15 protein-coding genes, 2 tRNA genes and 2 rRNA genes (1 of these 19 cut by a window edge) are annotated in these 19,391 nt (G+C 45.1%); 8 read left to right on the top strand and 11 right to left on the bottom strand.

Translation table 11 applies throughout. The annotated features are described in order from the left end of the window. Window positions 1-12: 12 nt before the first annotated feature. The 3 genes from KUA46_RS12765 to KUA46_RS12755 form a co-directional block, all read right to left on the bottom strand. Window positions 13-1,077, bottom strand: a complete 1,065-nt coding sequence (locus KUA46_RS12765; protein ID WP_153079281.1) for a hypothetical protein — start codon at window positions 1,075-1,077, stop codon at window positions 13-15. Window positions 1,078-1,091: 14 nt separating this feature from the next. Further along, on the bottom strand, window positions 1,092-2,003 hold the full coding sequence (locus tag KUA46_RS12760; RefSeq protein WP_153079282.1) for a helix-turn-helix transcriptional regulator: 912 nt from the start codon (window positions 2,001-2,003) through the stop codon (window positions 1,092-1,094). Window positions 2,004-2,064: 61 nt separating this feature from the next. Beyond that, window positions 2,065-3,018 (bottom strand): hypothetical protein, encoded by a 954-nt coding sequence (locus tag KUA46_RS12755; protein WP_153079283.1) that lies wholly within the window; start codon window positions 3,016-3,018, stop codon window positions 2,065-2,067. 618 nt (window positions 3,019-3,636) lie between these two features. On the opposite strand from KUA46_RS12755, the gene KUA46_RS12750 reads away from it, so the two are divergent. The 3 genes from KUA46_RS12750 (at window position 3,637) to nagB (ending at window position 6,532) form a co-directional block, all read left to right on the top strand. Next, window positions 3,637-4,902 (top strand): VapE domain-containing protein, encoded by a 1,266-nt coding sequence (locus tag KUA46_RS12750; RefSeq protein ID WP_218487873.1) that lies wholly within the window; start codon window positions 3,637-3,639, stop codon window positions 4,900-4,902. 300 nt (window positions 4,903-5,202) lie between these two features. Next, window positions 5,203-5,655 carry a DUF6078 family protein gene (locus KUA46_RS12745; protein WP_118190480.1) on the top strand — a complete coding sequence of 151 codons (453 nt, stop codon included), beginning with the start codon at window positions 5,203-5,205 and terminating at the stop codon, window positions 5,653-5,655. 85 nt (window positions 5,656-5,740) lie between these two features. Beyond that, complete coding sequence (gene nagB / locus KUA46_RS12740) at window positions 5,741-6,532, top strand: glucosamine-6-phosphate deaminase (protein ID WP_118152249.1); 792 nt, start codon at window positions 5,741-5,743, stop codon at window positions 6,530-6,532. A 37-nt stretch (window positions 6,533-6,569) separates the two neighbouring features. On the opposite strand, the gene KUA46_RS12735 is transcribed toward nagB, so the two are convergent. From KUA46_RS12735 to trhA, 8 genes are all read right to left on the bottom strand, one after another. Beyond that, window positions 6,570-7,691, bottom strand: a complete 1,122-nt coding sequence (locus KUA46_RS12735) for an efflux RND transporter periplasmic adaptor subunit (protein WP_218487874.1) — start codon at window positions 7,689-7,691, stop codon at window positions 6,570-6,572. Between the two features lie 110 nt (window positions 7,692-7,801). Then, a complete protein-coding gene (locus KUA46_RS12730) occupies window positions 7,802-9,049 on the bottom strand; it encodes an ABC transporter permease (protein WP_218433630.1) in 1,248 nt (415 codons plus the stop codon). A gap of 76 nt (window positions 9,050-9,125) precedes the next feature. Then, window positions 9,126-10,385 carry an ABC transporter permease gene (locus tag KUA46_RS12725; protein WP_218487875.1) on the bottom strand — a complete coding sequence of 420 codons (1,260 nt, stop codon included), beginning with the start codon at window positions 10,383-10,385 and terminating at the stop codon, window positions 9,126-9,128. Between the two features lie 15 nt (window positions 10,386-10,400). Then, the gene (locus KUA46_RS12720; protein ID WP_006848206.1) at window positions 10,401-11,117 is read right to left on the bottom strand and encodes an ABC transporter ATP-binding protein; all 717 of its coding nucleotides are present in this window, start codon (window positions 11,115-11,117) and stop codon (window positions 10,401-10,403) included. Window positions 11,118-11,278: 161 nt separating this feature from the next. Further along, a complete protein-coding gene (locus tag KUA46_RS12715; protein WP_117695648.1) occupies window positions 11,279-11,650 on the bottom strand; it encodes a GntR family transcriptional regulator in 372 nt (123 codons plus the stop codon). A 19-nt stretch (window positions 11,651-11,669) separates the two neighbouring features. Next, the gene (locus tag KUA46_RS12710; protein ID WP_217746363.1) at window positions 11,670-12,512 is read right to left on the bottom strand and encodes a hypothetical protein; all 843 of its coding nucleotides are present in this window, start codon (window positions 12,510-12,512) and stop codon (window positions 11,670-11,672) included. A 14-nt stretch (window positions 12,513-12,526) separates the two neighbouring features. Then, window positions 12,527-13,351: an ABC transporter ATP-binding protein gene (locus KUA46_RS12705; RefSeq protein ID WP_218487876.1), complete on the bottom strand. Its 825-nt coding sequence runs from the start codon at window positions 13,349-13,351 to the stop codon at window positions 12,527-12,529. Between the two features lie 242 nt (window positions 13,352-13,593). Continuing rightward, window positions 13,594-14,250 carry a PAQR family membrane homeostasis protein TrhA gene (trhA, locus tag KUA46_RS12700; RefSeq protein WP_117695654.1) on the bottom strand — a complete coding sequence of 219 codons (657 nt, stop codon included), beginning with the start codon at window positions 14,248-14,250 and terminating at the stop codon, window positions 13,594-13,596. Between the two features lie 327 nt (window positions 14,251-14,577). Between trhA and KUA46_RS12695 the strand changes: the two genes are divergently transcribed. The 5 genes from KUA46_RS12695 to KUA46_RS12675 all read left to right on the top strand — a co-directional run. Further along, window positions 14,578-16,773, top strand: a complete 2,196-nt coding sequence (locus KUA46_RS12695) for an alpha-galactosidase (RefSeq protein WP_218487877.1) — start codon at window positions 14,578-14,580, stop codon at window positions 16,771-16,773. A gap of 464 nt (window positions 16,774-17,237) precedes the next feature. Next, window positions 17,238-18,769, top strand: a 16S ribosomal RNA gene (locus KUA46_RS12690). A gap of 132 nt (window positions 18,770-18,901) precedes the next feature. Continuing rightward, window positions 18,902-18,975: transfer RNA gene (locus KUA46_RS12685), tRNA-Ile, on the top strand. A 24-nt stretch (window positions 18,976-18,999) separates the two neighbouring features. Continuing rightward, window positions 19,000-19,076 (top strand) — tRNA-Ala (locus KUA46_RS12680). 177 nt (window positions 19,077-19,253) lie between these two features. Further along, window positions 19,254-19,391 (top strand): 23S ribosomal RNA (locus tag KUA46_RS12675) (it continues 2,759 nt past the right edge of the window). The 16S and 23S rRNA genes sit together here with 2 tRNA genes alongside, the layout of an rRNA operon.

Here is a 19,391-nt window from a genome sequence, read left to right as displayed (position 1 = left end):
TATGTTTTATAATTAAACTTTTGGTTCGTACAAGTATAGAACCTCTACAATATTGTCTGTAGAGTTTTGGATAGACCACTGCAAACCAATATCTTCACCCATTTCGTCTAAATTTTCATTAAACGTATTCATGTAAGAATCTGCAAATTCACAATTCAGTTCGAAGCATAGACCATAATATATAGCTTTTGCGTTAGAATCAATTGTGACTTTCTTCCCGATTTCAGTAGAGACAGCTCTCACAAGTGGATATGGAACGCTGTATTCTCTGAAATCTTGTATGAAGAAAGTTATCCTACTTGGATTCACCAAGTGATGATGTATAAAATTAAGAAGTACTCCTACAGATTCCTTGTCTGTCATGATATAATTGTCCCATAGTTTCTGTAAATGCTTGTAATTGGCACATGGATGCAAATTTATCACAAAGCAAGTCTTGGGATGCTTCATTTTTGTGACTATCGCATTTATTTCATTGAGATAAGCTTCTGCGTCATCAGTCAGAATTACAACCCAATCTGTTCTTGAATCCATGGTTTCTAATGGTATTGTTTTCCAGTTTTCTGAATTGACAGTATTAGCCTGGTCACCGAACTTGAAGATAACTTCTTTTCGGGTATAGTCATCTGTAGAGTATAAAGCGTACAGGAATTTCCAAACAAGGTTTTCTTCTGAAACACGTAGCTCCAGGGATTCGGAATCACCTCCCATTTTTCTGACAAGTTCTTTTACGGGCTTCAGGCTACCTTCCAATATAGTAAAATAGATATACCATTCTCCTTCTATACATGAGAAGTTGATATACGTGGTAATCCCATCGTAGCTAACTTGATATCCGTAATTGTCCACGTAGGGTATTCTGCCATCGAAGTCTGCTTTAATCTTCGAATTGATCTCATCGATGAATTTCTTTCGGCAAGAACGCTCGTATTCTTCCAAAATCTCATTTTTGGCATTACTGATATCTGATATGGCTTCTCTTAGCGTACAGCATAGGTCATCCAATGCAGAGCATTTGGCTCTGACAGATAGTCCTTCTAAGTTTTTGAGTTCTTTGTTAATATCAAATTTTTCCATAATCTACATTCTTTTCAGTCGTTTTCATATAACTCCCACAAGTCACTTACCCAACCTTTCATGGTCTGTCGTAGGGACTGTGGTTCCAATACCTCTATCATATTTCCAAAATGTAACAGTTCCATGATGAAATCATAGGTAGGACGCAATGTCAGCTCAAAGTCTGCGTAGTCCTTACAGGTGAATATCTCTTTCTGGGTAGGATGTAATGGTAGGGAACGAAGATAATGCTGATGTTGTCTATTTGCCCGAACCACAATGCGTTGCATAGGGATGTTCTCGTCTGTTACTATTCCATAGAAAGAGGAAAAATAGGTGTTTGCATCAAAATTCTTGGGCATCGTGAAATGCTCTTTGCTTTCCTCCATATCTTCCATACGGTCAAGTCCGTAGATACGCAGACAGTTATCATCCAGGTTTCTTGCCAGCAGATACCATCTTTTCTGAAACATCTTCAGGCAGTAAGGCTCAGCGGAAAACGTATGTAAGGTGCCGTGTATAAAACTTCTGTATGTCAACGTTACCACATGGTTGTTCTTCATTGCCTCAATGATGCTTGTCAAGTAGTTACGGTTGGATGGTATTTCATCAACAAGTATTCTGTCTTTCAACTGAGTGCTTTGCGACAGGGTATTTGCTGTAGAATACGTATCCAATAGCCAACGTATGAGACCGCCTTTACTCAAACATTCTGGGTTAGAGATGTAATACCGGTAACCGCCTTTCAGCCGGCATTCTATGTTCACGCCGAATGTCATCAAAATGTTTCCTTTCCACCGGTCGAAGGTTTGCCGTGGCAAAGGCTCTCCATTGCTGATGTTCTCGTCAAGTATCCATTTGTCGTTGAGTTCTTTCAGCGACAACCCTCTGTCTCCTTTGTTATAGAGTGTTCTTACTATCCAAATATATTTCTCCAATGCAGTCATATTTTGAAACTTTTTATTTGAAAACGTTCTATACGCTTCTATATTGTTTGAAGTTACTTTTTTATTCGTAATAAGCCACATCTATTCTTATTTCTTCTCCGAGAGAATTATCTACTCTGGGGCAAAACATTTTAGGAAGCAGATCCACAAAAAAATGCTGTATTTCCAGCATCTCATGAAGAGGATGTGCAGAAGAAAAACTCACACAGATAATACAGTTGGCATATCGGGTAATATCATTCATTGCGCCATACTTTTCAACGAGTTCCTTGATATAGTCAAAACGTTTAGAAGCATCAAAGGCATAGCTTTCAAGTCGCAGGATGTTAATATGGTTGGCTCTATAAAGCATTCCATATCTGTAGGCATCATTTCTTTCCTTTGATATATATTCAATGAAAGGAGAACAGTACTTGATACGCCTGTCATATTCATGATTGATAAGAACACGTTTCCAGAAACGCCAGAGTCTTTTTCTTTTGAACCCGAACAATTTTCTTTTTTCCCCATTCCTTTTGGGATGATTCTTACGCACACTTTTCATATCGCTCCTTATCTTGTTGCGGAAAGAAGGAATCTGCATCATTTCCCGTTTTGAGGGGATAATCTCAGAAAACTTGTTCTTATAAAATTTTGCTGTGCGTATTAATCTCAGATCAGTTTCTTCACGCTGGTAGGGCAAGTAGCCCCAAAATGACGTATGCCACAAGCAACAGGCTGCGATTTCAGCGAGGCTTGCCTTCACATCTTTGTCCAAGACAATTTCTTTTGCTAAGCTATCCTCCCAATCATCACCTTCCAAAGGGTAAGCTTTCAGTTGGTCCTTGCCCATGGATATTTGAGCTATTTTGTTTTCTATAAGCTCCTGACTGGTGGGCGTAAGACTGCGAAGATAATCGAAATGCTGTTTATATGGTACCAAATCTCCTGGCGCATAATCGTATGTATAATGCCTTATGAGGAAAGGTGCAATTTCGTCAAACGAAAGCGAGTCTAGTAATTCTTTTAATGTCATAATACAATTATTTTTTATTTCGGCTGCAAAATTACGACTAAGGTGTCTCAATTCGTGTAACACGTTTGATAAAAGTTCTATTCTTTAAATAGTTTTTCAATCCTTGATCTCTTAGAAAACTTTGTTGTGTACTTTTTTATTGGTTTCAATTTAGACTATTAGCTAAATTGAAGTCGAAAGTAAGTTATACACCCAAATTACAAAATATTAATTGTTGTCACTATTTAGGCAAATTATCCTCTACACAAATGAGCGAATTCGAAGTAAATTATCCCGATTAAGACAAGGATTTTGAAGAAATTCCCCATACTTTTCCCCGTAGCCCCCTTGTTTCTTCCCTGATTTCAGAAATGTAGCGGGAAGGTGGCGGGGAAAATTTGGAATCGGTGAAGGGAAGTATTAACTTTGCAATCGAAAACGAAAGAGCGGCGAAATGCTGAGCCATGAATGAGCTGAAACTCTTCACTCTTCACCTGAAGCCCGGAAATGCCCATAAACAGAGGGGTTTCGGGGGGTGAAGAGATAGAGACCACTCTTCACCCACTCTTCACCACTCTTCACCTTATTATATATAAGGGCTAAAAGGATGATTATTATTAATCTTAAAATTTACACATAATGGAAAATTTAAAAACCTTATCGTCATCAGATAAGATGACAAACGAAATTTCTGCACTCTCTCTTGTTGAGAGTTTTCTCGATGAGTATTATCTCTTCCGTAGAAATGTGCTAAGTGGTAAAACCGAGTATTTCTCTCTCTCAAAGAATGAGGACGAAGCCGAGGAGACCGTAGAAGAGGAACCGGAAACCGGTGGGGAAGAGGAGGAATCTTCTGACTCAACCTGGAAGGTGCTGACTCCGGAGGCTTTCAATTCCATCGTCCGTCACGCCAAACGGTTGGGTGTGGGAGGCAAGAAGTCGCCCCGACAGGATATTGAGGAGTTCGTACGTTCTGAAGAGGTTCCGGAGTTTGACCCTATCAGGGAGTATCTCGAGAACCTGCCGGAATGGGATGGTAAGAACCATGTGGCTGAACTCTTTGGCAGAATTCCGGGGCTTACAAGTGAACAGTTGGGATGGTGCGCCACCTGGCTCCGTTCGGCTGTCGCCCACTGGTTGCAGATGGATATGTTTCATGGCAACGAAACCACTCCTGTGCTTATCGGCAAGCAGGGTTGCGGCAAGAGTACCTTTGCCTATCGCCTGCTGCCGGATCATCTGCGCCAGTATTTCCTCGACCACATCAACTTTGCCAATAAGTTTGACTCCGAGATGGCGCTCACTCATAATCTCTTTGTCAACATAGATGAGTTTGCGAATATGGGACCATCGCAGCAGGGCAAGCTGAAGCAGATGCTTTCGAAGGTGAAGGTGAACGGGCGCCCTATCTTCGGCAAGTGTCAGGATGACCGTCCGCGTTACGCTTCCTTCCTGGCAACTACCAATGATGAGCATCCGCTCTGCGACCCTACGGGTAGCCGCCGCTTCGTCTGTCTGCACATTCCGGCAGGTGAATATATCGACAACGGTTCACCCATCATTTATGACCAGCTCTATGCACAAGTTATGTATGAGCTTTGCCATAAGAAGACGCCTTATTGGTTTACCAATGCTGAGGTAGACCGCATCCAGAAGTGCAATCTTCCTTTCTTCAAGGTAGATGATTTTGAGTCGATGCTGAAGAGCTGCTTCCGTGTTCCTGAAGATAATGAAACGGGCGAATGGCTCATCTGTTCGGATGTTTTCGAGGTTCTGCACGAAAGATTTCCGATGCTGATCAGCAATCTGAGTACCAAGATTCGCATCGGCCAGTCGCTCAAACTCCTGGGTTGCAAGATGAAGCATACCAAGAAGGGTCAGGCCTATCTGCTTGTAAGAATCTGAAAATATAGCTAAGCGGCAGATGGGTGAAGAGTGGGTGAAGAGTGAGAAACAACTCTTCACCCCTCGAATCCCCTCTGTTTATCGGCATTTCCGAGGGTAAGGTGAAGAGTGAAGAGTTTTTCGCAGTTCCTTTCTTAAAATTCTTTCTCAGGCTTTTCCGATAGCTGTCTGACTAGAACAGCCCACTGTTCTCATAGCGGCTAGTTGGCTGTCTGTGGTTCGCCAGTTGGCTATTTGCCGATAACAGCCTCTCAATCTTTCGAAGAAAAAATTATTTATCCAACTAAAAAAGTAATGAGTATGAACAATATTTCAATCCATTCCATTGATACGGTATGTCTCAAGGAGGCGTGTCCGGTACATCACCTTTGTGCTCGTTTTGAGCGTTATCAGAAGTTGCGTAAGTCGGAGAAGGTATTCAGTATTCTGAACCCGGACCGTATAGCCTGCAGCGAGCAGGGCTGCGCCTATCGTCTTCAGAAGAAGATTATACGCATGGCACGCGGATTCCGCCGCATGTTCGGCACGATACCTTCTGCCAATACGCCTCATTTCTGGCACTTTTCGCCCTATATCAGCGAAAGCACCTATTGCAAGGCGAAGCGCGGCGCCATCCTCATCGCACCCGATATGCAGCAGAAATTACTGCGTCTCTTCGAGCAGAATGGCGCCGATATCAGTATCGGTTTTGATGAATATGTAGAGCAGGAGGGCTATGAAGAAGTAGATACCGCAAACTGTAAAAAAATATAATTTTTTTCATCTTTTAGCGGTAATGAAACAGATTTTTATTATTTTTGTTTCCTGAATTATACAACTAAACAATAAGAAATAGATTATGCGTGTTATTATCGAAAAAGATTATGAGAAGCTGTCAAAGTGGGCAGCTGATCATGTAGTTGAAACAATTAACAGATTTCAACCAACAGCTGAACGTCCTTTTGTTCTGGGTTTGCCAACCGGTTCTTCACCTCAGGGCATGTATGCCAACCTGGTAAAGGCGGTAAAAGAAGGCAAGGTTTCGTTCAAGCATGTCATCACCTTCAATATGGATGAATATGTAGGTTTGCCGGAATCTCATCCTGAGAGCTATCACTCTTTCATGGCTACCAATCTCTTCAATCATATCGACTGCCCTAAGGAGAATATTCATATTCTGAACGGTAATGCCGAGAACCTGGAAGAGGAGTGCCGTCATTATGAGCAGATGATAGAAGAAGCGGGTGGCATCGACCTCTTTATCGGTGGTATCGGTCCTGATGGTCATATCGCTTTCAACGAGCCATTCTCTTCTCTAACCTCCCGCACACGAGTAAAGACGCTCACTACAGATACAAAGATTGCCAACTCCCGTTTCTTCGATAATGATCCTGAGAAGGTACCTAGTCTGGCTCTGACCGTAGGTGTGGGTACCGTGATGGCTGCCCGAGAGGTAATGATTCTCTGCAACGGTCATAACAAGGCCCGCGCCCTGCAGGCTGCCATCGAAGGTCCTGTTACCCAGGCTTGGACCATCAGCGCTCTGCAGCAGCACCAGCATGGCATCATCGTTTGTGATGAGATTGCCTGCGATGAACTGAAGGTGGGTACTTACCGCTACTTCAAGGATATCGAAAAGGATAACATCTAAGTTATCTGATGCCTATAAAAAAGAATAAGGATGATGACTATTCGTCATCATCCTTATTTTCTGCTATTACCTGAGGACCGCGAACCTTGTCCTTGAGTCCCAGACCTTTCTTGATTTCTATATTTACTCCATCGCTCAAACCGGTGGTTACCTGTTTGCGCTCATAAGTCTTCTTCTCGCCGCTACCTTTTATGATATATACAAAGGTAGAATCGCCGCTAAACTCAATGGCACTCTCCGGAACGGTGAGTACATGGGTAGCCTTGGCCAGTACAATCTCGGCATTGGCGCTGTAACCAGAACGAATCTTGCCGCCCTTGGTAGAACGGATGGCTGCCTTTACCTCAAACTGGTTGGCACCATTGTTTTCTACAGCCTTAGGAGAGATATACTCCAGGTTTGCCTCGAAGTTGAGGTTCTGCAAGGCTCCGATGGTAATCTTCATCGGCATTCCTGTAACGAGACTTCCCACTTCGGTTTCATCTATATTGCCACGGAAGATGAGGTCGTTCATGTTGGCCACACTGGCGATGGTAGTACCATCGTTGAAAGTATTGGCAAGAATCACCGAGTTACCCACCTTGACCGGAATATCGAGGATAATGCCCGAGATGGTAGAACGGATGAGGGTGGAAGAAGCGCTGGCATTGCTCTTGCTTACACCATCGCGTACCACCTGGAGAGCATCTTCGGCAGCGGTAACCTCCTCGCGTGCCTGTTTCATCGCCTGCTTTACCTTATCAAACTCATCGGCGCTGACCAGCTGTTTCTTGAAGAGCTGTTCCTCGCGGCCATAATCCACCTGTGCCTGTTTCAGGTTGATTTCTGCAAGGCGCACGCGTGCCTGAGCCGAACTGAGCTGTCCCATATCCGGAATCACCTTTACCTTGGCGATAACCTCGCCCGCCTGAACATAATCACCTGCTTCTTTGCAAATCTCGGTGATGATACCGCTAATCTGAGGCTTTACGCTCACCTCGTTGCGAGGCTCAATCTTGCCCGTGATGACGGTAGTTTTCAAAACATCAGCCATCTTGGGAGTAAACTCAGTATACTCCACAGGCTTAGGCTGCGATTTCTCATAAAGGAACACGAAGGTTCCGATGAAGATCAAGGCGACAATCGCCGCAACAATCAACTTTGAATACTTCTTATACATTGAACTTTGAATTTTGAACGTTGAACTTTATGATTACCTGATGAACTCTGAGATATTGACTTGAAGCATTTCATAAAGTTCAATGTTCAAATCTCAAAGTTCAAAGTTATTTATTCGTCTCTCATCGCATCTACCGGTTTGATGCTCATGGCTCGCCATGCAGGGGCGAGTCCGGCTAGGCCGCCGAGAATGCAGATGAGGATGGCAGAAGAGATGGCCGTCCAGAAATCTACCTGAAAGTGGGCGGTAAGAATGCCATCCGTGGTACTTCCTACTTCCAGCATCTGCAGGATGGCAACACCGAAGAGGATGCCGCTCATGCCGGCTACCAGGGTGAGGAGAATACTCTCGGAGATGATTTGCGAAAGTATCATCTTAGGCGTGGCTCCGATGGCTCGGCGAATGCCTATCTCGGTGGTTCGCTCCTTTACCGTTACCATCATGATGTTGGAAACTCCGATGGCGCCGGCGAGAAGGGTGCCGATACCCACCAGCCAGATGAGGAAGTTGACGCCCTTGAACAGGTTGTCGAGCATCTGGAAGAGTACTTCGGTATTGAACACCATAATGCCCTTTTCGTCGGTAGGGTCTATGCTGTGGGCTCTTGCTACGGTTTCTCTCATCCGCTGGGCAATGCTGCTCATCACTACGCCCGGTTTGCCGGTGGTGGCTATGATGTCTACCGCCTTACCCCGGTTATAAGCGCTGCGCAAAACCGATTGGGGCAGGGTGATGGTTTCATCGGCACGACCGCCGAAATTGATGCCGTTGCCCGAACGGTAATCTACGCCTATCACCATATAATAGGTAGAATCAACTCTTACGCTCTTACCGCACGGATCACCTCCGCCAGGAAAGAGATTCTTGTAAATCTGTTTGCCGATGACGCAAACCTTGCGCTGCTGGCGCACATCCATCTCGTTGATGTATCTGCCGTAAAACATCTGTGGCGCAGAAACCTGGGCGTAATCGGGATTCACGCCCTGTGTGCTGCCGCTGAATTTTTTGTCTCCAAATACCACCGACTTGTTGCCGCCGAAGAGCAGCGGGGTAATGACATCGAGTTCGGGCACCTGGTGGCGCAATCTGTCCAGGTCTTTCTCTTCCATCTGCCAGGAGCGCCCCTTGTTGAATCCCTTGTAGGGTTTGGTGGTGTTCTGCGCCCAGATGATAGCGGTGTTGGTGGCAAAGCCTGTGAAGTTGTTTTGCAGCATCTCCTTCAGTCCCTGTCCGCCACCCATCAGGGCGATGAGCATAAACACGCCCCAGAACACGCCGAAGCCCGTAAGCAGACTGCGGCTCTTGTTCCTCGTGATGGTGTCGAGAATCTCTTTATATGTATCTAAATCTAATCGCATAGCCTATTCTATATATATAATAAGGTGTAAGCAAGAATGAATTCAACATTCAACACTTAGCATTCAACATTTTGCATTACTCCGCTCTCAGCGCCTCTATCGGACGGATTCTTGCAGCCTTGATGGCTGGGATGACTCCGGCGATGGTGCCTGCGATGACGATGGTGATGGTGGCGCCGATACAGGTGCCGATGCCCACCGTAGGGTTCACAAACATGGCGGCTTTAAACAGTCCGGTATCTACGGTGGTGTGGCCGATGGTTGCATCCATGATTTCGTTTGCCGCCACGCCGCAGACCATTCCGATGTAGCCGAAGAATGAGGTAATGATGATGCTCTCGGTGATGATGAGCTTCAGTATCGACCAAGGCTTGGCGCCGATGGCTTTTCTTACGCCAAACTCTCGGGTTCGCTCCTTCACGGTGATGAGCATGATGTTGCTTACGCCCACGATTCCGCTCAGCAGGGTGAACAGACCCACAATCCAGAGAGCCGTCTGCATGATGGCGATTCCCTGGTTCATCTGGATGTTGTCCATGTATCGGTTCCAGAGCCAGATGGTGCGGTCGTCATCAGGTGCTGCCTGATGGTTATTGTTGATGCTGGCACGATAGTTCTTCTCAAACTGCTCGTTATCCTCCTGGGTCTTCAGGTTCTTGATGGTAAACTCCAGACTTCCTGCATCATCGCCCTTGGCGTAGATGGTCTTGATGGTGGAGTAGGCGATGAAGGCTTCGGTATTATTGCGCGATTCATCATCCTTGTAGATTCCCACCACCTGGAAGTTGAGGTTGCTGATCTTTACGTTCCTGCCCACCAACGAACGATAGTCTTTGCAGAGTTCTTTGGCCTGGCTTCGGCTCAGCACCACATTCTTGCGCTGCTCCTTCATATCGATTTCGTTGATGAATCGTCCGGCAATCAGCTCCGTCTTGTCGATTTTGGGATGCGTAGGAGCCACACCCACCAATGACTGGCTTGCCACGTAATTATCACCATAGTTGATGTTCACGTTATACTGTTCCAGTCTTCCACCCACATCATCCACGTACTGGCCGTAGGTCTTGTTGCTGATGAGGATATCCTTGTCGTTGAGCGTGATGCTTCTGCCTTCCTTCAGTCCCTTGTAAGCCTTGGAGGTTTCGCCCGGGAATACTCGCATGGAGTTGGCTAGGAATCGGGTGCTTTGCTGCAACTGGGCATTAATCAGTCCGTTGCCGGCGCCCAACAGGAATATCAGCATGAAGATACCCCAGGCAACGGCAAATCCCGTGAGCGAAGTGCGGAGCTTGTTGCGCTTCGACGTGCTCCATATTTCTTTGATTAATTCTCTCATGTTCCAAGTTCAAAGTTATTTCACGTAGTCTTTCGATACGAGATGATGGTCTCTGTTGTCTTCGATGCTTCCGATGAGTCCGTCCTTGATATGGATAACCTTATCGGTCTCGTTGGCAACACCGCTTTCGTGGGTTACCACCACGATGGTCATTCCCTCTTTCTGGTGCAGTTCCTTCAGCAGGTCCATCACTTCCACGCTCGTTTTGGAGTCGAGGGCTCCGGTAGGCTCATCGGCAAGGATGATTTCGGGTTTGGTGATGAGGGCACGGGCGATGGCTACACGCTGCTTCTGTCCTCCCGACATCTCGTTAGGATAATGGTTGGCCCATTGCTTCAAGCCCAGTTTTTCGAGATATTCCATCGCCAGTTCGTGGCGCTTCTTACGGCTCACGCCCTGGTAGAAGAGTGGAAGCTCCACGTTTTCCACCGCTGTCTTGAACGAGATGAGGTTGAACGACTGGAAGATGAAGCCGATCATCTTGTTGCGGTATTCGGCAGCACGGGTTTCCGAGAGGTCTTTGATGAGCACATCATTGAGTCGGTATTCGCCCGTATCGTAGTTGTCGAGAATACCCAGTATATTTAATAAGGTGGATTTTCCTGAGCCGGAAGCACCCATGATGCTGACGAACTCGCCACGCTCGATGTCGAGGTCGATGCCCTTCAGTACATGGAGTGGCTGAGCACCCTGGTAGGTCTTGTTGACGTCTTTTAGATGAATTAATGACATATTACTTTCGTTTTATGGATATCAATTTAAACCATTAGACGCTTGCAACTTTCAGAAAGTTGCAAGCGTAACTCTTTTTTAAAAACGTTATTACATACACCTTATTATATATAAGGCAAAGACAGAAGCTATAAATATATATTTGAGGATGAATAGTGTCGTCATATCTTTATCTTTTTGAGGTTCTTCTCCAATTCTTCCTTCACTTCATCGATGGAGATGTCGAGAAGCTGCATCTGTCGGGCGAGTTCCGGGAGTCTTTCTTTCATAAACTCCTTCTTGCGGGTTTTCTTAATCTGCTTCTTGGCTCCTGCGGAAACAAAGTAGCCTAGGCCTCGCTTGTTGTAGATAATCTCGTCGGTGGCAAGCAGGTCGTATGCCTTCACGGCTGTGTTGGCGTTCACCTCCAGCAACACGGCGTATTCCCTGACGCTCGGTATTCGCTCGTCTTCCTTGTACTTGCCCGCCAGAATCTCATCGCTCAATCGTTCGGCTATCTGTACGTATATTGCTTTATCATTACTGAAATTCATAATCTTCAAATTTTAATTCTTAGATGTTAATCCACTTGTTGCAGATAACCTGCATGCGGGTGAAGAGCTTGTAAGATGCCCAATAGTTGAAAGCAGCCAAAGCCAGGAAAACAAAGAATGCTGTAATTGTTATACAATAGTCAGCTGTGGAACCATTGCTGAAGTTAATATGACTGAAGAAATCAAAAACTCCAGCTTCTCCTAATTTGTTGATTATGTATCCCAAAATCATACTAAGAAGAATGCCCGTGCAAGCTGTTAGCAATACTGGCAACTTGCGATAGAATGTTCCGCCAAGTGTTGCGAAAGAATGGGAAAATAGTATGAATGAATAGAGGGTAATCCATTTCAGCCAGTCGTTGTCGAAAGGGTGAATTGTGGAAATAATATGGCTGAGCACAGTCCAGGTGATGCTGATATGAAAATCTGGAGTGATGATGAAACTAAAGATGAACAGTATAACATCGGACAAGATTACTGCTACAAAAAGTTGAACCAAAACACCGATACTCGTCATGAGTAATCGGGCCACAAACTTCTCTAGATTACAAGCAGGAAGCATCAGGAAACTCTCTCTTTGCAATTTAGTCTTCATGTTATTGAATATACAACTTGCCAAGATGTAGAACGCGATGAATGCTATTATAGAAAAGAACATGCAAACACTTACCTGGTATTGATGACCAGCCAGTTCTACTTCGGTTGAGTTAAGCCAATATCTCATGCTAAAAAGTCGCAATACACAATAGATGGAAATGCTGAGGGTGAGACCTGCTGTAGCTCCAAGATGACGCTGCCAGTTGGTGAGAATATCCCAACGAAGTACCATGCTTAATCTATGTAAATCGAAATTCTTTTTCATAATCGTCTAATCATTTAATCGTTTAATTTTTTATTAATCACTGCATTGAAGAGCAATTCCAGGTTCATCTGTGTTTCCTGCTCACCCTCCTGTCGCTTGCAGATGGCGGCATTGCCCTGCAGGGTTGGCTCGGCGTAGAGCACGGTGTCGTCCATCTCCTGTGGGTTGCGATATTCGAAGGTGTATTTCCCGCAGATGTCTGAAACCGAAGCGTCGAGCAGAAGCTGGCTCTGGTTCATGATGATGATGTGGTCGAGTAACGACTCTACATCGTGCACCTGATGGGTAGAGATGATGAGGGTGCGGTCTTCCGTCATGTTATTGGCGATGACCTTACGGAACTGGCTCTTCGATGGGATATCGAGACCATTGGTTGGCTCGTCCATCAGAAGAAAGCGGGTACCTGTGGCGAGTGCGAAACTCATGAATACCTTCTTCTTCTGTCCCATCGAGAGTTCGTTCAACTTGAGAGAGAGTGGTAAATCAAAATCCTTGAGGCAACGGTCCAGCACTTCCTGCGAGAAGTTAGGATAGAACTCCTGGTTCATCTTCACGTAGGTGGCGAGGGAAACGTTGGGCAGTTCAAACTCTTCAGGCACCATGAAGATGTCCTTCAGCATCTCGGCTTTGCGATCTTGTGCCGAAATGCCATCCACGAGAATGGTACCTTGTTGCTGGCGGAGCAATCCGCTGATGAGGTAGAGCAGGGTGCTCTTGCCTGTACCGTTCTTGCCAAGCAAGCCATAAATGTTGTTCTCCTTGAGTTCCAAAGAGAAATCTCTAAATACAAGGTGCTTGCTACCTGGGTATCTGAAATCAATGTCTTTAATCTGTATCATAATCTTTAATGTTTTAGTGTACTACTTCAACAGGACACTGCAAAGGTATGCTTTTCTGCGATAAGTTCCAAACTTTTGGGCAATTATTTTCATACTTTAACGTATTGTTAACAATTCCACCTTATTATATTATAAGAAGAGTATGATATGGATGAATGTCTTGTAATATAGAACTTTATAAAAAAACAAAGGCATCGGAAAGCAAAAACTTCCCGATGCCTTGATGCTTTTTATTAAGTCGTTTAGATATATTTCATGAGAATATCCCAAACTGCAATGATGTGGCAGATACTACCGGCTAAAACGAAGAAATGGAACACGGAATGCATGTATTTCTTCTTGTTGATACTGTAGAATACGGCGCCCGTAATGTAGCAGACGCCTTCGGCAATAATCCACCAGACTGTGGCGGTGGATACGGAGTCTATCAAAGGTTTAAAGGCAACCAGTACCGATAATCCCATGCCTACAAAGCAGATGGTCTCCAGGTTGCTGTGATCCTTGAGTCTGGCAAAACTCATGATGGTTCCGGCAATGGCGCAAGCCCAGATAAAGATAAAAAGACTCCATCCCCAATATCCCTGGTCTCGCATCGCAATGAGCGTGATTGGCGAGTAAGAACCGGCAATATGCCAGTAGATGGCGGCATGGTCCCATTTGCGCAGTCGCTCCTTCCATTTACTCCAGGCAGAAACGGCATGGTAAACCGTTGAGGCGATGTAAGACATCAGCATACCGAACAGATAGAGGATAACTCCCGCCGTAGCCCATCCGTTATGCATCGTAAAACACCAATATAAGAAGATGGCTCCCACGACAAAGCCCATCAGGATACCTCCTGCATGCGACCATGAGTTCCAAAGTTCTTCTTTATGACTGAAATGTATCTTTAGTTTCATATCTCTATATATCTTTTCGTTACACATTCTGCTGATTTTGAGAAATAGGGCATTCAAGCCACTATACCTAAATCGTTATCAGCTATAACATTGCAAAGATACTAAGAATTTCTTAAAGTGGACTATCTTTTAGGAATTCTTTCGATTTCTAAAGTGTTTTCTTTGCTTTATTTGCTGATTGTTTGTCCTTTTCTGCTTTCTTCGAAAAATAAATCAAAAAAGTATTGGAGTGTATTGGATTTTTTTATAATTTTGCGATGTGAAAATGAGAAATCATCTCTCACAAAATAGAAACTATAAAAGCAACTAATAACTTAGAAAGGTAATATGAAGTTAAAATCAATTGCACTTATATTGATGACTGTCGCACTTCCGGCGATGGCAGAAAAAGTATCTGTAAATACAAAGGGTATGTCGCTCATTCTCGATGTTGAGAATGGAAAGCCTGCCCAGTATCTCTATTTCGGTACTAAGTTGAATCCTAACGATTTGCAGAATCTGAAGGTCGCTACTGATGGCCGTATGGATGCTTATCCGGCTTATGGACTGAACACTCCAGCTGAAGCAGCGCTTGCCATGCGTCATAGTGATGGCAATCTTTCAACTGCACTCGTGGCTACGGGTTGTGATGTGAAGAACGAAGGAAAAGCTTCTGTTACGACCGTTCATCTGAAAGATCCTGTATATAATATAAAGGTAGATTTGAAGTATCGTGCATACAATGATGTTGATATGATTGAGGCATGGACCGAGATTCTGAATGGTGAAAAGGGTACTGTTACCCTGACTACCTTCGCATCGGCTATGCTTCCTATCCGTCGTGGAGATGTCTGGATGAGTCATCTTTCCGGTACTTGGGCTGCTGAGGGGCAGTTGAGTCATGAAAAACTGCAGCCTGGAGAATTTGTAATTCGAAACAATGATGGTACCCGCAATTCGCATACCGATCATGCAGAAGTCATGTTCTCGCTCGATGGTAAAGGACAGGAAAATGCAGGTAATGTTATTGGTGCAGCCTTGGTTTATAGTGGTAACTATAAGCTGAAGACGGTTACTGATGATACCGAATATCATTATTTCTTTGCCGGTATTAATGAACAGAACTCTGAATATCATCTTAAGAAAGGTGAGACTTTCAAAACTCCTGCACTCGCTTTGACCTATTCAACACAGGGCTTGAGCGGTGCAAGTAGAAACTTCCATAAATGGGGACGCAAATATATCTTAGCACATGGAGATAAGGAGCGTGATATCTTGCTCAACTCTTGGGAAGGTGTTTATTTCGACATCAACCAAAAGGGAATGGACCAGATGATGGCTGATATCCATAGTATGGGTGGTGAACTCTTCGTGATGGATGATGGATGGTTCGGAACCAAATATCCTCGTGTTACTGATAACTGTGCACTCGGCGACTGGGTGGTTGATACCAAGAAACTTCCTAATGGCATTGAAGGCTTGCTGAACGATGCCAGGAAAAACCAGGTAAAGTTTGGTATCTGGATCGAACCGGAAATGACCAATACTACCAGTATGCTCTATGAGAAGCATCCTGATTGGGTTGTCAAGGCTCCTAAGCGAGATGCTGTTCTGGGCCGTGGCGGTACCCAGCTGGTGCTCGATCTCTCAAATCCAAAAGTACAAGACTTTGTTTTCGGTGTAGTAGACAATTTACTTACTAAATATCCAGATATAGCCTACATCAAGTGGGATGCCAATATGGCCATTATGAATCATGGCAGCCAATACTTGTCTGCAGCCGATCAGAGCCATCTCTACATCGCTTATCATCAGGGATTTGCGAAGGTTATCGACCGTATTCGTGCTAAGTATAAGGATGTGGTGATTCAATGTTGCGCAAGTGGCGGTGGCCGTGCCAATTGGGGCATGCTCCGTGGTTTTGATGAGTTTTGGGTAAGTGATAATACGGATGCCATGCAGCGTATTTATATGCAGTATGGAACCAGCTATTTCTTCCCGGCCATCGCCATGGCAAGTCATATCTCTGCTGTGCCAAACCATACCGTATTCCGCACTACTTCTTTGAAGTATCGTATTGATGTGGCTATGAGCGGACGACTTGGAATGGAAATCCAGCCAAAGAATATGACGGATGAGGAGAAGACTCTCTGCCGAAAGGCTATCTCTGAATACAAGGAGATTCGTCCTGTTGTTCAGTTTGGCGACCTTTATCGTTTGGTTTCTCCGTACGATAATCAGGGCTTGTCTTCTATTATGTATGTTAGTGAAGCAAAAGACAAGGCTGTCTTCTATTGGTGGAAATTGGCAAACTTCTATAATGTTCATTTGCCAAGAGTTAAAATGGCTGGTCTGGATGAGAATAAGATGTATAAGGTAAAAGAACTTGATGTAATTGATAACAAGCCTCTTGATTGTGAGGGAAAATCTTACTCTGGTAAGTATCTTATGGAACATGGCTTGGAAATGCCGTATGTTCATGAGGTAGACTGGGGTAAGAAGAACGACTGGTCGTCTCGTGTTCTCTATCTGGAGGCAGAATAGTTTTCTGGTACTATTTATATATATGCGCATGCTTGTGTGCCCACACGCAGATATGAGCGCGTGTATGTATATAATAAAGTGTTTGGTATCAAAATAAGTGCAAAATAAGACGAAAGTGTTAAAATACTGTTAATTCCGAAACTTTTTCTTGGAAATATTTGGCGGTTTCGGAAAATGTTTGTACTTTTGCACTCGCTTTTGAGAAATACAACTTCTCTTAGCAACTAAAGAAAGAGTTCTTTGAAAGATTTTACATAAACAGACAAGTAGTACAAGAAGCGGTTTTGGATTACACCTTATATTATATAGGGAGTATAAAGAAACTGGGTAAAAGAAACGAACCGTCAAGCAATTGACAAGTCAGGTTTACTAAGCTTCAATAAACGAAAAGGATATTCGTCCTAAGTACAGACAACAAACACCGATTGCTTCAGCAATGAGGCAAGAAGTAAAAATGATATTTTACAATGGAGAGTTTGATCCTGGCTCAGGATGAACGCTAGCTACAGGCTTAACACATGCAAGTCGAGGGGAAACGACATCGAAAGCTTGCTTTTGATGGGCGTCGACCGGCGCACGGGTGAGTAACGCGTATCCAACCTGCCCACCACTTGGGGATAACCTTGCGAAAGTAAGACTAATACCCAATGACGTCTCTAGAAGACATCTGAAGGAGATTAAAGATTTATCGGTGATGGATGGGGATGCGTCTGATTAGCTTGTTGGCGGGGTAACGGCCCACCAAGGCGACGATCAGTAGGGGTTCTGAGAGGAAGGTCCCCCACATTGGAACTGAGACACGGTCCAAACTCCTACGGGAGGCAGCAGTGAGGAATATTGGTCAATGGGCGAGAGCCTGAACCAGCCAAGTAGCGTGCAGGATGACGGCCCTATGGGTTGTAAACTGCTTTTATAAGGGAATAAAGTTAGTCTCGTGAGACTTTTTGCATGTACCTTATGAATAAGGACCGGCTAATTCCGTGCCAGCAGCCGCGGTAATACGGAAGGTCCGGGCGTTATCCGGATTTATTGGGTTTAAAGGGAGCGTAGGCCGGAGATTAAGCGTGTTGTGAAATGTAGACGCTCAACGTCTGCACTGCAGCGCGAACTGGTTTCCTTGAGTACGCACAAAGTGGGCGGAATTCGTGGTGTAGCGGTGAAATGCTTAGATATCACGAAGAACTCCGATTGCGAAGGCAGCTCACTGGAGCGCAACTGACGCTGAAGCTCGAAAGTGCGGGTATCGAACAGGATTAGATACCCTGGTAGTCCGCACGGTAAACGATGGATGCCCGCTGTTGGTCTGAATAGGTCAGCGGCCAAGCGAAAGCATTAAGCATCCCACCTGGGGAGTACGCCGGCAACGGTGAAACTCAAAGGAATTGACGGGGGCCCGCACAAGCGGAGGAACATGTGGTTTAATTCGATGATACGCGAGGAACCTTACCCGGGCTTGAATTGCAGAGGAAGGATTTGGAGACAATGACGCCCTTCGGGGTCTCTGTGAAGGTGCTGCATGGTTGTCGTCAGCTCGTGCCGTGAGGTGTCGGCTTAAGTGCCATAACGAGCGCAACCCCTCTCCTTAGTTGCCATCAGGTCAAGCTGGGCACTCTGGGGACACTGCCACCGTAAGGTGTGAGGAAGGTGGGGATGACGTCAAATCAGCACGGCCCTTACGTCCGGGGCTACACACGTGTTACAATGGCAGGTACAGAGAGATGGTCCTTTGCAAAACGGATCAAATCCTTAAAGCCTGTCTCAGTTCGGACTGGGGTCTGCAACCCGACCCCACGAAGCTGGATTCGCTAGTAATCGCGCATCAGCCATGGCGCGGTGAATACGTTCCCGGGCCTTGTACACACCGCCCGTCAAGCCATGAAAGCCGGGGGCGCCTAAAGTCCGTGACCGTAAGGAGCGGCCTAGGGCGAAACTGGTAATTGGGGCTAAGTCGTAACAAGGTAGCCGTACCGGAAGGTGCGGCTGGAACACCTCCTTTCTGGAGAGACGAATTTCCTATGAAGATTTAGGAACAAGACTTAAAAGTTCGCTTCTCTTCTTGTACGCACCATCTGTTTAATTAAATAAGAGATAGAGAATGTTCGGCAGAGATGCTACTCTTTACCAACACAGTCCTATAGCTCAGTTGGTTAGAGCGCCACACTGATAATGTGGAGGTCGGCAGTTCAAATCTGCCTGGGACTACATTCTTATATAATATCTCGATTTGGGGGATTAGCTCAGTTGGCTAGAGCACCTGCTTTGCAAGCAGGGGGTCAACGGTTCGAATCCGTTATTCTCCACCATGCCTTTTAAGGCAAGAAGATCTTTGACATATTGACACAAGCAAAACTGTAAGTAATGAACTTTAGTTCAGACTAAAGTGAATCAAATCGCAAGATGAGATTTCACAAGTTAGAATACAGCTGAAAGTATGAGCTACTTATTCGTTATCAGTTAAACTGATAGCAAATACAGTCGTAAAGAAAGTAAGAAAGGGCGTATGGCGGATGCCTAGGCTCACGGAGGCGATGAAGGACGTGATAAGCTGCGATAAGCTTCGGGTAGGTGCAAATAACCCTTGATCCGAAGATTTCCGAATGGGACAACCTAGCCGTCTG

Source organism: Segatella copri, assembly GCF_019249765.2.
In the GTDB taxonomy this organism is placed as follows: domain Bacteria; phylum Bacteroidota; class Bacteroidia; order Bacteroidales; family Bacteroidaceae; genus Prevotella; species Prevotella copri_K.
Note: the sequence above shows the minus strand (reverse complement) of the source record. Positions and strands in the feature narration are given on the sequence as shown.

Bases quoted from the DNA above. Each gene is read 5' to 3' on its own strand.
- KUA46_RS12765 (WP_153079281.1), bottom strand. From the start codon at position 1,077: ATGGAAAAATTTGATATTAACAAAGAACTCAAAAACTTAGAAGGACTA.
- KUA46_RS12760 (WP_153079282.1), bottom strand. From the start codon at position 2,003: ATGACTGCATTGGAGAAATATATTTGGATAGTAAGAACACTCTATAAC.
- KUA46_RS12755 (WP_153079283.1), bottom strand. From the start codon at position 3,018: ATGACATTAAAAGAATTACTAGACTCGCTTTCGTTTGACGAAATTGCA.
- KUA46_RS12750 (WP_218487873.1), top strand. From the start codon at position 3,637: ATGGAAAATTTAAAAACCTTATCGTCATCAGATAAGATGACAAACGAA.
- KUA46_RS12745 (WP_118190480.1), top strand. From the start codon at position 5,203: ATGAACAATATTTCAATCCATTCCATTGATACGGTATGTCTCAAGGAG.
- nagB (WP_118152249.1), top strand. From the start codon at position 5,741: ATGCGTGTTATTATCGAAAAAGATTATGAGAAGCTGTCAAAGTGGGCA.
- KUA46_RS12735 (WP_218487874.1), bottom strand. From the start codon at position 7,691: ATGTATAAGAAGTATTCAAAGTTGATTGTTGCGGCGATTGTCGCCTTG.
- KUA46_RS12730 (WP_218433630.1), bottom strand. From the start codon at position 9,049: ATGCGATTAGATTTAGATACATATAAAGAGATTCTCGACACCATCACG.
- KUA46_RS12725 (WP_218487875.1), bottom strand. From the start codon at position 10,385: ATGAGAGAATTAATCAAAGAAATATGGAGCACGTCGAAGCGCAACAAG.
- KUA46_RS12720 (WP_006848206.1), bottom strand. From the start codon at position 11,117: ATGTCATTAATTCATCTAAAAGACGTCAACAAGACCTACCAGGGTGCT.
- KUA46_RS12715 (WP_117695648.1), bottom strand. From the start codon at position 11,650: ATGAATTTCAGTAATGATAAAGCAATATACGTACAGATAGCCGAACGA.
- KUA46_RS12710 (WP_217746363.1), bottom strand. From the start codon at position 12,512: ATGAAAAAGAATTTCGATTTACATAGATTAAGCATGGTACTTCGTTGG.
- KUA46_RS12705 (WP_218487876.1), bottom strand. From the start codon at position 13,351: ATGATACAGATTAAAGACATTGATTTCAGATACCCAGGTAGCAAGCAC.
- trhA (WP_117695654.1), bottom strand. From the start codon at position 14,250: ATGAAACTAAAGATACATTTCAGTCATAAAGAAGAACTTTGGAACTCA.
- KUA46_RS12695 (WP_218487877.1), top strand. From the start codon at position 14,578: ATGAAGTTAAAATCAATTGCACTTATATTGATGACTGTCGCACTTCCG.